This window comes from Elstera cyanobacteriorum (genome assembly GCF_002251735.1).
GTDB classification, from domain to species: domain Bacteria; phylum Pseudomonadota; class Alphaproteobacteria; order Elsterales; family Elsteraceae; genus Elstera; species Elstera cyanobacteriorum.
Genome location: NZ_NOXS01000015.1, coordinates 1 through 14,297, shown reverse-complemented (window position 1 = coordinate 14,297; position 14,297 = coordinate 1). Strand labels below are relative to the sequence as shown.

6 protein-coding genes and 1 other annotated feature are annotated in these 14,297 nt (G+C 60.0%); of the genes, 5 read left to right on the top strand and 1 reads right to left on the bottom strand.

What is annotated here, in order from left to right; genetic code table 11:
* Positions 1–195 precede the first annotated feature (195 nt).
* Together CHR90_RS00650 and CHR90_RS00645 are read left to right on the top strand one after the other, a co-directional pair.
* Positions 196–7,785, top strand: a complete 7,590-nt coding sequence (locus CHR90_RS00650; RefSeq protein ID WP_094406693.1) for an AAA family ATPase — start codon at positions 196–198, stop codon at positions 7,783–7,785.
* Between the two features lie 1,096 nt (positions 7,786–8,881).
* Positions 8,882–10,110 (top strand): IS3 family transposase gene (locus CHR90_RS00645; RefSeq protein ID WP_094406691.1). Its coding sequence is split into 2 segments (ribosomal slippage): positions 8,882–9,170 and positions 9,170–10,110, totalling 1,230 coding nucleotides; the frame shifts between segments, so codons are not numbered across the junction.
* Positions 9,163–9,279 (top strand) — a sequence feature (AL1L pseudoknot). It overlaps the preceding gene by 117 nt.
* A 36-nt stretch (positions 10,111–10,146) precedes the next feature.
* Here the strand turns inward: CHR90_RS00645 and CHR90_RS00640 are convergent.
* Positions 10,147–10,866, bottom strand: coding sequence for a helix-turn-helix transcriptional regulator (locus CHR90_RS00640; protein ID WP_094406689.1), 720 nt, complete (start codon positions 10,864–10,866; stop codon positions 10,147–10,149).
* Between the two features lie 87 nt (positions 10,867–10,953).
* Here CHR90_RS00640 and CHR90_RS00635 point away from each other — a divergent pair, with 87 nt between their 5' ends.
* The 3 genes from CHR90_RS00635 to CHR90_RS00620 all read left to right on the top strand — a co-directional run bounded on the left by CHR90_RS00635 (position 10,954) and on the right by CHR90_RS00620 (position 13,716).
* Positions 10,954–11,898, top strand: a complete 945-nt coding sequence (locus CHR90_RS00635; protein WP_094406686.1) for an alpha/beta fold hydrolase — start codon at positions 10,954–10,956, stop codon at positions 11,896–11,898.
* 727 nt (positions 11,899–12,625) lie between these two features.
* Entirely contained in the window at positions 12,626–13,255 is a 630-nt protein-coding gene (locus CHR90_RS00625; RefSeq protein ID WP_094406682.1) for a hypothetical protein, read from the top strand.
* Positions 13,255–13,716, top strand: coding sequence for a hypothetical protein (locus CHR90_RS00620; protein ID WP_094406680.1), 462 nt, complete (start codon positions 13,255–13,257; stop codon positions 13,714–13,716). The genes CHR90_RS00625 and CHR90_RS00620 overlap by 1 nt, the downstream gene beginning before the upstream one ends.
* The last annotated feature ends 581 nt before the right edge of the window (positions 13,717–14,297 follow it).

Sequence of the window (14,297 nt, the reverse complement as noted above, 5' to 3'; positions counted from 1 at the left end):
GCGCCCGTCGCGCTGTCGGTGTCGGTCGTCGTTCCGTCGCCCGCCCCCTCCGCTTTTGGGGTCCGGCCCCGTTTGCGGCGTTGCCCCAGCGGAACCGGACCCGACTAGACGGCCCTGCGTTTTGGCCCGGTCGGACAGTAGGCACGTATATACGTCGCTTGCGCGACGTTTCTTCTTTTGGCATTCTGTGGGTGCATGCATACGAATGTTCACGTTTCAATCCAAGCGCGCGGCGGCGGGGCTAAAGCCGCCCATTCGGCTGCCTATCGAACGGGAACGACAGCAACACAATCGGTAGCCTATCGCGTCGGGATGCGCGGCGTTGACCCGCAGACCGGCGAAATCTTCGACTTCCGCCCGCGTCAATTTCAGGTCGCCCATGCCGAGATTATCGTCGGCGAGCAAGCGCCCGATTGGGCTAAAGCGCTTGCGGCCGAGTCCCGTTTTAACATCGAAGCCGCTAGCCAACGCTTTGCCGACCTGATCGATGAGGTCGAAATCCGCAAAGACGCGCAGCTGTTCCGGGAGTTTATCCAGACGCTGCCCCGCGAGTTTACGATTGACCAGAATGTCGCCTTGGTCCGCGAGTCCGTCGAGAAGCTCTATGCGTCGCGCGGTATGATGGCGCTGGTGTCGATGCACCTTTACGGCAGCAAGCACGAGTATGATGAGCCGAAGCCCGAGGGCGTCCCTGTCTTTGATGAGCGCTATGACGATCCGGGACTGAAGCCCGAAGGCGACCATGTCTATGTTCGGAAGTCGGGTTTTTGGTATCGCTATCAGCCTCATGCTCATGTGCTGACGGCAATGCGACCGATGCTCGAAGAGGGCTTCGGCGCGAAGCGGCGGCAGGTCATCAACGTCGATACCGGCGAGGTGCTACGCAACACCCGGCAGCAGAAGGTCGATATGCCGGTGACGGACTGGGGCTCGGTGACGACGTTAGCCGAGATCCAATCCGAATTTACTGGCTTGGTCAGAGATCGTTGCTTGGACCTTGGGTTCGAGGTTCCGCTGGCCTACCGCGAAGAGAAGGAAGTGATTCTCGAAACACTCGGGCACCTGCCGACCTCGCCTCTCCAGATGGATGAAATGCGCGTCGCCGCGCGTTGGCGAGAGGGCGATATCGTGACCCCCGCGGTGCAAGAGCATCTCGACTGGCTGGCGGCATCGCGCAAAGTCATCGAACAGAACCCTGACGCGGTGATCGGGTCGCTGGCGTTGCGCAAGGCCGTGTTTACTTATGATGACGTCGTGTTGGAGCTTCGCAAGTTTGCGCATGAAGCGAGTGAGATGGAGCGCTGGCTCGCGAAAGTGCTGCGGTCGGATCAACTGCTTGAGCATATCGAGACCCAGACGAATATCAGCTTTGACGCGCAAGGGAATCAGATCGAAGAGACCAGCCTTAAGACCTATTACACGCTACGCGATACGGTGAAGCTTGAGCATTCGTTGCTGACGGCCAGCGCCGATCTTGCGCGCCGGAACGATCACGCTGTCGCGGTGACGGTCGAGCAGGTGGAAGCGCGTTTCCGGGAGATCCTCACCAGCGACGGCAATGTCAGCCAGATTGATGCGGTCCATCGCTTGTTGACCGGCGGCGACTTAGGTTTGGCGGAAGGCTGGGCCGGGTCGGGTAAGACGACGGCCATGCGCGTCTTACGCAGCTTCTACGATGAGACCGAGTTCAAGGTGCGCGGCGTAGCGCTATCGCATCAGGCCGTTAATGAACTGCGCAACGGCACCGGCATGGAGGCCGACACGCTGCGCACGCTGATCCTTCAGATCGAGAACCATCAGAGCCTGCGGCGCTTCCTCGATCTTGGTGAGATCGATGCAAAAATTTGGGAGAGCTTTGAATGGTATCAGGCGAAGCTGCCGGAGACCCATAGCGCCAAAGACGCTTTTACCGAGGTGCTGACGACGCGGCAGATGTCGGCGTCAACCCATCGCGTCCTTCATAGTTTCATGATGCGGGCGGCAGAACGGCTGGAGGAGAAACTGCCGACGGCCAAGTCGATTGTCGTTCTCGATGAAGCGGGGATCGTTGGCACGAAGGATCATGTCATCCTGTCGAACTATCTTGAGGCGGTTGGTGCCAAGCTGATTGAGATTGGCGACCGCGGCCAGACCGGCCCGATCGACGCGGGTGCGCCCTTCGCGATGTTGGTCGATCGTTTCGGCGCGGGCCGTCTGGACGAGATCACACGCCAGCGTGTCGATTGGCAGCGCGACGCGAGCGTTAAATTCCACAAGGGCGACATTCTTGGCGCGTTGCAGGATTATTCCAAGCAGGGTCGCATTATCCTCGGTCAGTCGGTTGCCGCGACCGAGAAGGAGCCGGTTACGGCGGAGGTGCTGCGCTATCTCGAAGGCCGCCGCATGGTCGCCGAAGCGCGCGATGTCGGCGCGTCGGAGAGTTTGATCCGTTCGCTGTCGAAGCAGATGGAGCAAGCGGCGGTCACGATTTCGAGTCGCCCGGTGCTCTATCGTCCGACGCTTCAGCGGTTGAACGTGTCGGTGCGCAGCTTGGCGCAGGATGCGACGGCGGAGTTGAACCGTCTCGCGGGCGAACCGGCGGCGCGGGCGCAGCAGAAGGCGATCTTCGACGCCTTCAAACTGCGCAAGCGCGGAAAAGACCCGCAGATCGATTGGCGTGCCGGGGCGAAGTCGGCGCTCATCGCCAAATGGCGCGAGGCTCTGGCCGACCGGTCGCCCGCCAACATGCTGATCCTCGCCTATCGCAATGTCGATGTTGACGATCTCAATCAGCGCGCGCGGGCGGCGATGCGGGCTGAGGGGCGATTAAGCAGCGACGATGTGACGGTGAAGACGGCGCGCGGCGCACGCGATTTTGCCGAGGGCGATCGGATTATTCTGACCGACACGGACAAGCAGCAAGACCTTTATCGGCGCATGCGCGGCACGATCCGCGAGATCGAAGGGTCGATCCTGCACATTCAGTTTGACGGCCAAGAGATCACAGCGCCGGTCGATACGCGGCGCTGGAGCAATATCGATTACGGCTACGCCTCGACCGTTCATAGCGCGCAGGGCATGACGGCAGACGCCAGCTTCGTGCTCTATGACACGCGCGCGGATCAGGGCTGGATGCGCGTCGCCATTACCCGTCACCGCGACGATATGTATTTGTTCGCGGCGTCGGCCGACGCAATCAATCTGGTGAGCTTGCAGCAGAAGATCGGCGCGATGAGCGTGCCGAACTCGACGCTCGAGTATGAATGGCAGACGCCGAGCGTTCACGGCACGGATGTACCGCGCCATGCGCCCCGCCCCTCGCTTGTGCTTGACCCCGATGCGCCGAAACTCTCGACAGCGGCAGTGGATCGCGCGGAAGGGGCAGCGGGCGCGGCGGTGGTCGGTAAGGTGGCGCGGGCGCTTGATGCAGGAAAGACCGGTCCGTCGATCACCGATCTCCTCAAACCGCTGTCGGACCAATGGACGATCGTCGTCAATAAGATCATGCCGGCGGCGACCTGTGACCGCACCAATAATGCGATGCGGGTCGGTGACATCAGCGGAGCGCCCGGCGACAGTTTAATGATCTCGATGGGCAGTAAGAAGGGCTATGTCATCTGGAAGGATTTTGCCTCGGGGGATAGCGGCAATATCTTCACGCTGATTGCCAACGCGAAGTTCGGTGGCGATCGCAGAGAAGCCTATAAGTGGGCGCTGGAGTTTCTTGGCCAGAAGCATGAGCAGACGGAATTGCAGGCCTATGTGGCGGGGCAGGTCCAGAATGACGCGGCGGCGGAAGCGCGGAAGCGCGCTTATGCTGAACAGCTTTGGTCGAACCGTATGCGCGTCGACGGGACGGCGGCCGATGCCTATCTGACGAGCCGTCAGATCAGCGCGCGCAGCGACGCCTTGGGCTTTGTGCCGAAGGTTAAACACCCCAACGGGCATTATTATCCGGTTCTGCTGGTGAACCTGACCGATGGCGCGAATAAGTTCGCTGGCGCCCATCGCATCTATTTGCCGGGTGCAGATGGGCGCAAGCCTGAGGGCGCGTCCAAGCTGGTCATCGGTCATAGCGATGGCGCAGTTGCGAAACTGAGCGACACTGGCAGCAATATTCTCTATCTCACCGAGGGGATTGAGGATGGTCTGGCCATTGCGACAGCGCGTCCCAATGCGCGGGTTTGGGCGGGCTATTCGGCGTCGAACCTGCACCAGATAAGTTACCCGGACGATGCAAAGCTGATTGTCGTTTGTACGGACAATGACCACGCCGGTGAAAAGGCCTTCGAGCGTCTTCAGGCCCTGCATGGCAATCGGGTTATTCGCTTCTTGCCCGAGGCGGATATGAACGACGACCTTAAGGCGATTGGCCCCACTGTCCTGGCCGACCGGCTGGCCAATGTGGCAAGCGAAGGTCTACGCCGTCTTGAGCAGGACGAGGCAATGCGGGTCGAGCGGCCCGAGGCGGTCGTACAGCCGGTCGCGCCATCGGCGGACGCGGCGCAGATTATCCTGCCCGAGCCGAAGGCCCCAGCGGTTGCGCCATCCCAGCAGCCGGAATGGCTGATCGAAGACAAGTTGGCGCAGGTCTTCAATGCCCGCCCCGGGCGCATTGATCTTGAGGCGCTGAGCGCGAGCGATTTTGACAAGCTGGTGGCCGAGCGTGCGGCGATGCAGAGTGCGCCGATCCCTGGCATTGAGCAGCCTGCCCTGCTTCAGATTGTCGAAGCGGATATGTATCAGAAGGTCGAGGCCTTCCGGCGCGTGCTTCTCGACGCTGAAGCACTGCCGACCCGAGCCAATATCGCGCGCTTAGCGCTGGTCCATCGCCAGCTTGATACTGGTCTTCAGGGCTTATCGGAGGCGGCGGCATTGGCTAATGAGCATGACGCGCAGGCGCAGATCGCGGTGCAACGCGCCCGGTTTACCGAGGCCATGCAGGCGCGCACGCCGATTGACGCGGCAAACTCAGATGTTCTGAGGGCTGTCGAAGAGCGGCTGAAGCGGACCTTGGGTCTCGGGCCGCAGCCCGCAACGCCAGCTCCAGCACCTGGGGCCAGTGCCGGTCGGACGCTTGTGCGCGGGCCGGGGCCGGAGACGCAACGCGGGATTGATGCCGCGCTACTGCTGCTGAAGCGCAGCCCGGCGCTTCCGGCGGAAGAGATCGAACAACAGCTCAAGGCTCTTGGTCTTGATCGCTTAGCGCGGCACGATGTTCATGCTGCATTGAAGGCAGATGAACGATTCCTCGCCTTTGACGTTACGCCGGCTCAAGGCGCGGGCACGGCCGATCAGCCGCAATCCAAGCGGATCCCCTATTACACTCTCGCCGAAACAGTGCAGAGCGAAGCGGACGCGCTCGCGGTCGCCGTGCGGCTCGCAGCCTCCCCGGCCCAAGCGGCCACCGAGGCTCAAACCGCTGCTGCTGCCGCCCTTTATGAAAAGTCCCTCGGGACCGCGCCGGGGATCGACCAGCTCGCGGTTCTCGACAGCGTGACCCGCCAGGGGCGGATTGCGACGCTCGATACCGGCGCGATGCGCGATGTTGGGCCGGGCCTGGCACTGCTGGCCGCCCATGATCAGACCCAGGGTCATCGCTTGATTGCTTTGTCGTCGACCACCGTTGGCGCCGGGGAACTGACCCGCGCCGGGGTGACGAATGCGGTGACCTTGCCGAATTTCTTACGCGAAGTGGCTCTGTATACCGATATCCAGCGTTATGAGCAGACGGGCGAGCGCAGCGACGCTTTGACCGAGCAGCTTCAGCGCCGTTTGGCCCGGACCGAGACGCCCGTCGATCTTGAGCGGATTTTCTCGGACCGGGCGACCTTCCAGGATAACCGTCTCCTCGAGCACACGGTCGCTGCGACGAAAGCCTATCTTGAGCCGCGTCTTCCGGCGGCCGAGGACCGGATTGTCGTCACCAATGCCCATCTGCTGGCCGCGCCGCGCCTCGCAGAAATCGGTAAAATCGCTGAGGAACGCGGCGCTTCCCTGGTGCTGATGGGGACCGTGGACGGTCTCGCCCGGTCGGCCGATGGCGCGACCTTCACCGGTTTGCACCGGATCTTGGGCAACGGGGTGGCGGTGCTACATTCGGCCGACGATCTCCAGCATGATGTGCCGCGGTACGCCCTCACAGGGAAAATGGAAGAGGCCGTCTGTGCGGCCGACGTGATCGCGGTTCACCCGGATACCGCTGCCGATCCCGCGATCGACCGGCTCCGCGCCTATCAGCAGCTCTCTCACCACGCTTCGGCAATGGCGATGGCGGATCATATCGCTGCCGAGAAGTATGGCTTAAGCCCCGATCAAAAGAGCATCCTCTCGGAAGCGACCATTGCCAAAATTAAGGAGCGTAACGCTGCCGCCGCCGATATCGCCGATGCCATTGAGACCTATCGGGAGGCTCTGGCTCGCTGTCCGATCGATCCCTATAAGCTGGCGCTGCATGCCGAAACCCATGACGCCGAGCCCCGAACGCCCCGCGACCATCTTGAGGAGGCGGCATCGAACCGTGCCGCCGTATGGACGATCGAGAAGAGCGAACAGATCGACCCGCTCTTCGATACAAAACGCGAGCTTTACCGCGAAGCGGGCCGCGCCTGGTCGGAACGCTTGGCCGATCTTGACGGCGCCCGTCTGATCATCGCGCCGAACCGGGCGGCGGCAGGCGACATCAACCTCGCCGCCCGCGCTGATCTCAAAGCGCTTGGCCAGCTTGGCGATGAGGTGATGGTGCCGCAGGGCGAGACCACACGGGCGCTTGCCGTTGGTGACCGTATCCTGTTCAAGGCGCATGCCAAGCGGGATGGTATCGCCGCCGGTGACTTCGCGCGGGTCGAGGCGATTGACGGACCCCTTGTTGCCTTCAAGGAGGAGAGCAGCGGCCGGATCGGCGTCTTCGATGCGACGAAACACACGGGCTGGGATTATGGTTATGCGCTCGGGGCGGGCGAAGCCAATGCCCTGCGGCTTGATCACTCCATCGTGCTGCTGGGCTATGGCGTCGACCGCGAGACCGCCACCGGGCAATTGTCGCGGGCGGCGAAGTCGACCACAATTCTGTACGCAAAACAGGAAGTGCCGAACGAGGCGACGTTGCAATTGCTGGCCGAACGCAAGGGCGACAAGGTCTCCACCCTCCTCTACAGCGAACTTGACCCGCATCGTCCGCAGGTCGGCCAGTCGCTTCTGGAGGCGATGCGTCAGATCCGGGCGGGCCAGGGTCACGCGCTCACCCCCGACGGCGAGCGTGCCGTTGGCGATATGCGCGCCCAGCAGCAGCGCATCGTCGATGCAGCGCGTGCCATGTCGTCACGTCAGGCCACGACCGACCAAGGCCAATGGGCTGCCCGCGCCCAGCAGTTTGCCGAGCGTCGCACGCCTGCCCAGGATAAAGACCTGCATGCCGCTGTCGCCAGTGCCCTTGAGCGGTACCGTAAGGCTGGCGAGAAGGCGCGCTCGCTTCAGATGAAAGATACGCCCGAGTTGATGCTCGCCCGCCGGGGCGTCCTCAATTCGTTGAAGAACCTGCCAAAGACCGCCCTTCAGTCCGCTGTGACGCGGGCGACAATGGTGATCGCCACCAAGATCGAGCCCGATACGGCGAAGGTCCGACAGTTGGCTTTAGGCTCTATGAAGCTGGCAACCGGCGTGGCCACGGGCAATCCGCTCCAAATCCTGTCGGGTATCTACGAAATCGGCAGCGGCGGGCTGCATTTTGGGACGGGCGGTGCGATCGAAACCAACAAGCGCGAGCAGGAGCGTGAGCGGCAGCGCGATGGCGGGATGGAGCGTTAAGCGCGTAGCTGATATGTCAATCGTTCGGTTGTATTAACCAATGTTATGTGCAGGTCTTGGCAACGGGATTCCCCGGTATGCGGGTTAATTTTTGGTAAATATAACGTCAGCAATTCATATCGCCAGTGCTACAGCCGTCTCTGTTCACATTTGCACATAATTGACGTTGAGCCGCACTGTTGCGTAAAACAAATTAACTTATGTTGTGTTCCGGGACGGGAATTTAGAAAATGTTCAAAAATAAGACGATAGATGGAATAACTTATGGCCTATCTCATCTTCGACCCATGCGTCTATCATTACCTGTTACTAAACGGGCTGTTACGATAGAGGTTCGCTTCGGCTGTCATGTCTTTACTGATGCGTATGATCCGTCACTGACGCCTGATTGGCACTATCACCACGATGGGGAACGGCGAACATTTTCGATTGCGCGATATGCCTTTTCTCAGTTTTTGCCCTCCTTAATCCGGGGGCTACCGGGTCAAACAGTTTATCATACAAGACAATCCAACTTTTTCTTTCTTCGTTCAAACTTGCTCCCCCATTTGGGCGATCCGTACGTTTGTTTCTTTAATATGTTGAAGGCTACAAAATCTGACGATTTCGATCTACTCATGCACGTTCAAAGTGCCTACCCAAAAGTCGGTATGACACAACGCGCTGCTCCAGTATCATTCGTAAATCTTGCAAACAGCACTTTTACTAAAAGCCCTCTCCGAGCGGGCGAGCTACGAACGATCAAGCGTTAACATACCTGATCTTTTCTGTGGGGGAAGCCAAACGAAAATAGGCCCCGCAGGGCCTATCCGTGAAACTTGCGTTTCGTACGAGACCGTTTTACATCCCCACTGAGGAACCGAGGGTTAGTCGGCACGGTAGCCCTATCGCGTTTCCGCTCACCCGTCCTTGGACTACGATTGAATACTTAGTGCATCAATTTACGTACGTCAACCGTCAACGACTGTCGGATACAGCTACGCCAGCCTTTTAGCTTTAATACACAGGCCACAACCCGATTGAGAGATCACCCGCAGGCAACCTGAACCGCGCCGGGTTTGCCGGAGGCTCCAACTCTTGATTAGGATGGAGCATCATGAGCAGGACGACGAACAAGTTTTCGCCTGAGGTTCGCGAGCGCGCGGTTCGGCTGGTTTTGGACAACGAGGGCCAGCACGGCTCACGGTGGCAGGCGATCCTGTCGATCGCGGCAAAGATCGGTTGTTCAGCGCCGACCCTGAACGAATGGGTCAAGAAAGCGGAAGTAGACAGCGGCCGACGGTCTGGCCTCCCGACGGAGATGGCCGAGCGGATGGAGGCGCTGGAGCGGGAGAACCGTGAGTTGCGCCAAGCGAACGAGATTCTGCGCAAAGCGTCAGCATATTTTGCGATGGCGGAGCTCGACCGCCGGTCGAAGTGATGGTGTCGTTCATTGATGCGCATCGTGATGCGCACGGGGTCGAGCCGATCTGCAGGGTGCTGCCGATCGCCCCATCCACATACTACAATCATCTGGCTGGACGATCCGATCCAGAACGGCTGTCGGATCGTGCTCGCCGGGACGAGGCGCTACAGCCAGAGATCCGCCGCGTGTTCGAGGAGAACTGGCGGGTCTATGGCGTGCGGAAGGTCTGGCGGCAACTGGGACGGGAGGGGTTCGATGTCGCCCGCTGCACGGTCGCGCGGCTGATGAAGGGTATGGGCATCCAGGGCATCATCCGGGGCAAGCCACACAGGACGACGATCCCCGACAAGAAAGCCCCGTGCCCGCTGGACAAGGTGAACCGGCAGTTCCGGGCACCCGCACCCAACAGGCTGTGGGTGTCGGATTTTACCTATGTCGCCACCTGGAAAGGGTTCGTCTATGTGGCTTTCGTCATCGACGCCTATGCCCGCAAGATCGTGGGCTGGCGCGTCAGCACCTCGGCGCAGGCAGGGTTCGTGCTCGACGCCTTGGAACAGGCCGTCCATGCCCGCCGCCCCGCCAAGGCCATGGGCCTAGTTCATCATAGCGACCGTGGGTCTCAATATCTGTCCATCCGTTACACCGAGCGGCTGGTGGAGGCTGGTATCGAACCCTCGGTCGGCAGCGTCGGAGACAGTTACGACAACGCACTGGCCGAGACGATCAACGGGCTGTTCAAGGCCGAGGTCATCCACCGTCGCGGCCCGTGGCGCAGCGTCGAGGCCGTCGAATACGACACGCTGGAATGGGTCGACTGGTTCAACAACCGACGCTTGCTCGAGCCAATCGGAAACATTCCACCCGCAGAAGCCGAGACCAACTTCTACGCAGCTCTGGAATCCAAAGCCATGGCCGCGTAAATATTGAATTCAAGCCTCCGGCAAACCCGGCGCGGTTCATCGCGACAAATCACGAACCGGGCGAACGTGACCCTCGAACGCTACATGGCGTCGCTGAAAAGTTGCGACTTCTTCGACTTCTGGCCTGCCGATCCGGTCCATGCGAAAATGGCGAAACCCCTCGCGCGCCGGATCCCAGGCCACCAGATACCAAAGTGGTGGCAAGATCAGCATGGCCTGCGGCTCGACACTTCGGCTAGTAACGGCTCCCTTCGAGTCACGGTATTGAAAGCGCAACCGCCTCTGTCGGAGAAAGGCAACCTCGAAAGCCGGCAGCAGCAGAGGGTCCATCGTCCCCATGTCCGAGATATCGACCAGCGGGGACAGCCGCCCGACATGCAAGCAGGTCAATATCCGCTGCAGATCCCGCAACTTGTCGGGGGGCAAGGCGCTCTCAATCTTGGCAAGACCGGCATCGGCCAGACCTGAGAAGGGGAGACTGCCGGCGGCACGCATGGATGTGACGCTGATGAGCAGCGCAAAAACTTCGGCGACCGAGAGCCGAGCCGTGGTCTGAACGGATTGTGGGTCCAGTTGCAGGCCGCCCCCACGCCCCGGTTCGGAATAGATGACGAAGCCGTGGTCGCGCAGCGCGCTGATGTCACGCAGCACCGTGCGTCTGGACGCGCCAACTGCCTCAGCAAGCTCGGCGAGAGTCGATGTGCCATTGCGGCGAAGGCTGCGCACGATGGCGTCTTGTCGGAGGCGGGCGTTCATCGGGGTTCACTGCCATACAAAGGTGACGAATTTTGGCACCGTTTTCCTTTAGGCGGGGACAGCACATGTCAACAAGGTGAGTAAGTGATGCTCGATACATTGAATTTTTCCAAAGCCACCCTTCTTCCGGTCAACGGCGTTGACCTCGAAGTTTTCGAGGCTGGCCGCAAAAACGGAGGCAGGCCCATTGTGCTCTGCCACGGCTGGCCGGAGCACGCCTATTCCTGGCGTCACCAGGTGCCCCCACTTGTCGCTGCGGGCTACCATGTCATCGTCCCAAACCAGCGGGGCTACGGTAACTCGTCGCGTCCGGACGAGGTAATGGCCTATGACATCGAACACCTTACGGGCGATCTCGTCGCCCTCCTCGATCACTACGGATATCAGGATGCGACCTTTGTCGGTCACGATTGGGGCGCGGCGGTAGTCTGGGGGCTGGCCTTGCTGCATCCCAGCCGGGTCGACAAATTGATCAATCTGAGCTTGCCCTATCAGGAGCGTGGCGAAGCGCCGTGGATTGAGTTTCTGGAACAGATCCTGGGCAGCGACTATTACTTTGTGCATTTCAACCGACAGCCAGGCGTCGCGGACGCCATTCTGGACAAGAATGCGGCCCACTTCCTTCGCAACCTATACCGGAAAAACGTACCCCTTCGGGCGCCCGAACCCGGCATGGCCATGATCAATCTCGCAAAGGCCGAAACAGCGCTCGGCGAGCCCGTAATGAGCGATCACGAACTGGCTGTTTACATCTCTGCTTTCGAGAAATCCGGATTCACGGGCGGCATCAACTGGTACCGGAACCTAGACCGTAATTGGCACCTTTTGGGCGATGTGGACCCCATCGTTCGTCAGCCGACGCTCATGATCTATGGCGACCAAGATGTCATCCCGAAATTTGAAAAACTAGCAGATTTCGTGCCCAATGTTGACATAGTCAGCCTCGATTGTGGCCATTGGATCCAGGAGGAAAAGCCGGAGGAAACTAACCAGACAGTCTTAAACTGGCTGGCACGGCAGAGCGCCACCTAGTTCGCCGACATTTTCAAGACCATTCCACTCCCAGCTTGACCAGGGAGTGGAGTTACCTGGCGAACGCTAATAGCGATAGCAATGGATATTTGCCACAGAACGAGCGCCCGCTTTCATCCCCGAAAACCCGAACCCGGCCTGTCCGCACTCACCTCTTCTACTGGCTCGGCAAGCACGCGCTTTGCCACTGTCGGCAGCTCAAACCTTGTGTAGGTTTTCTGTTCCGTTGCTACTTAGACCCCGATTTTGGAACTCGAACTGGGCGTCCTCCTCGCTGAGCGCCGGAACCCTGGTGACGGCCATATCCTTCGGCAATGGTTGTAAAGCCAAGTTATGCCCGCCTTTGGCAATCGGATCGTCTCGGTCGATACCGCGATTGCCCGCCGGGCGGCCACCTTGCCCGTCCCTAGCGTTGCCGTCGATTCACTGGCAGCGGCGCCAAGCCGCGCCCCCGCGCGGAAGCCCGCCCCGTCCATTGATGATGATGTCGCTGAAGCGTCGCCAAAGGTTCGCGCGGGTTCTTCGAGTCTTAATTTCGAGCCGAATAATTTAGTATTATCACTTTTGCGGTTCTAAACAGGTTTATTCCGCTTTATAACCGCTGAGGAATCGCCCATAATTAATGATGATTGAAAAAATGATAACCATAATAACATATGCACGCTATTAAGGGATAGAACACACTTGTAGTTATTGGTTTTTTTCGTCGCTCCTTGCGCGTTCCGCAATGGTTTCTGCAAAACGGGGCTTGCAATCAGATGCCGACTATCTGAAGGCGCCACTGACCGAGATCGATGGGACTATTTGCAACACGCCCTTCGGCGGGCGCGAACTGCCGTTCTGGGACCGCGCCATGTGGTCCTCGCGAGTTCTGGTCGCCCTATTCTGGCCGTCGCGCTACACCGAGGGCGTCCGCCGCTATCAATGCGCCTTTGCCGACAGTCCGCCCACGGTGATCCCGCACTTTGCCGAACGGGTGCCGCTGCGGAAGGACACGCTCCTGCGAAAGGCTAAGACCAAGACGGCCTTTAGCTGGTATCTGTGGGTGAAGAACGTACCGCCTGCGCTTGGCCAACGGGTCGCCTGGATCCCGCCTGCCCGTTACCATCTCGAGCGCTGGGGCGATTATGACGACGACCAGGGCGCGGCACCGCCGCCGCGACGCTGTCGCCATCAGCGTCCGAACCTATCCGGCATGGGCCGCAGTCTGCGCGCGACCATCGAAGCCGCCCGCCCGAAACCCTCGTGGATCATTCCACCGTGCGTCGGCACCGGACTGATCGACCTGCTGCCCTCGCCTTTAGAATTTCAAGCGACCCGTTGCTTTGAATTATCGCCAGCCCTGGGAATGCCCTAATGACCGCCCTTCATCAGTTTTTCGCACTCAGCCCGTCCCAAATGCTGCGGGTCAGTGATCCGGGGGTTATCGCCAGCGACTACGACCTGGCTTTGGCCGGTTCCTGTTCGACCCTTGGTGTTTCTGAGGAGGATCAGCATAGCCTACGCCAGATTGGCCATATCCTGATCGCCCTGACCGCCGCGCGACGCGATAATGGCAATATCGACGCATCCGCCACGCTCCAGGCATCGTTCGAGCCTGAGCGCTGGAGCAAGAGCGTTCAGCTTGCCTTGCTGGAACCTGGTTGCCACCCGCCGCTTCCCCTTCAGTTGGCTGCCACCCAGCTGCTGGATGCGTGGGATTTTGAGGAAGCGCGGCGCCTTGGGCTGCTGCTGAAGCAAACGTTCTGCCCCTGGCTGACGGCCGCCCTCGAGCTCGATGGTGGCGCGAGCGCGCTCACCCATCGCAAATCACTTTAACTCGGAACGGAAACACCAGTGATAACAACGGTTAAGCCTGTGAGGCGAACCTTACATCACATCCTCTCAAGCCGCGCTGCGGTGACGCAGAATCAAGGCGTTATCCNGCTGAAGCAAACGTTCTGCCCCTGGCTGACGGCCGCCCTCGAGCTCGATGGTGGCGCGAGCGCGCTCACCCATCGCAAATCACTTTAACTCGGAACGGAAACACCAGTGATAACAACGGTTAAGCCTGTGAGGCGAACCTTACATCACATCCTCTCAAGCCGCGCTGCGGTGACGCAGAATCAAGGCGTTATCCCCTCCCCTTTCACATGGGAAACCGGCGGGATGCCTACGAAAAGCGGCTGCGAGTCGAATCTGAAGAGTCGGGCTGTTCACCCTTGATTCGCTTGAGTGAATCGGCTTTTGGATGTTTCACGGGTTAAGTATCTGTTTTTATTGCGTTTTTCATGTTGCGCAGCCGTGACGAAATGGGCAATGTATCACGGTCGCAAACTGTACACTGAGGAGGAGTATTACGTCCGCTTAGAGACCCTGGGGATGACGGACCCCCAAAATGCAATCGGCGCCCCGAAGGA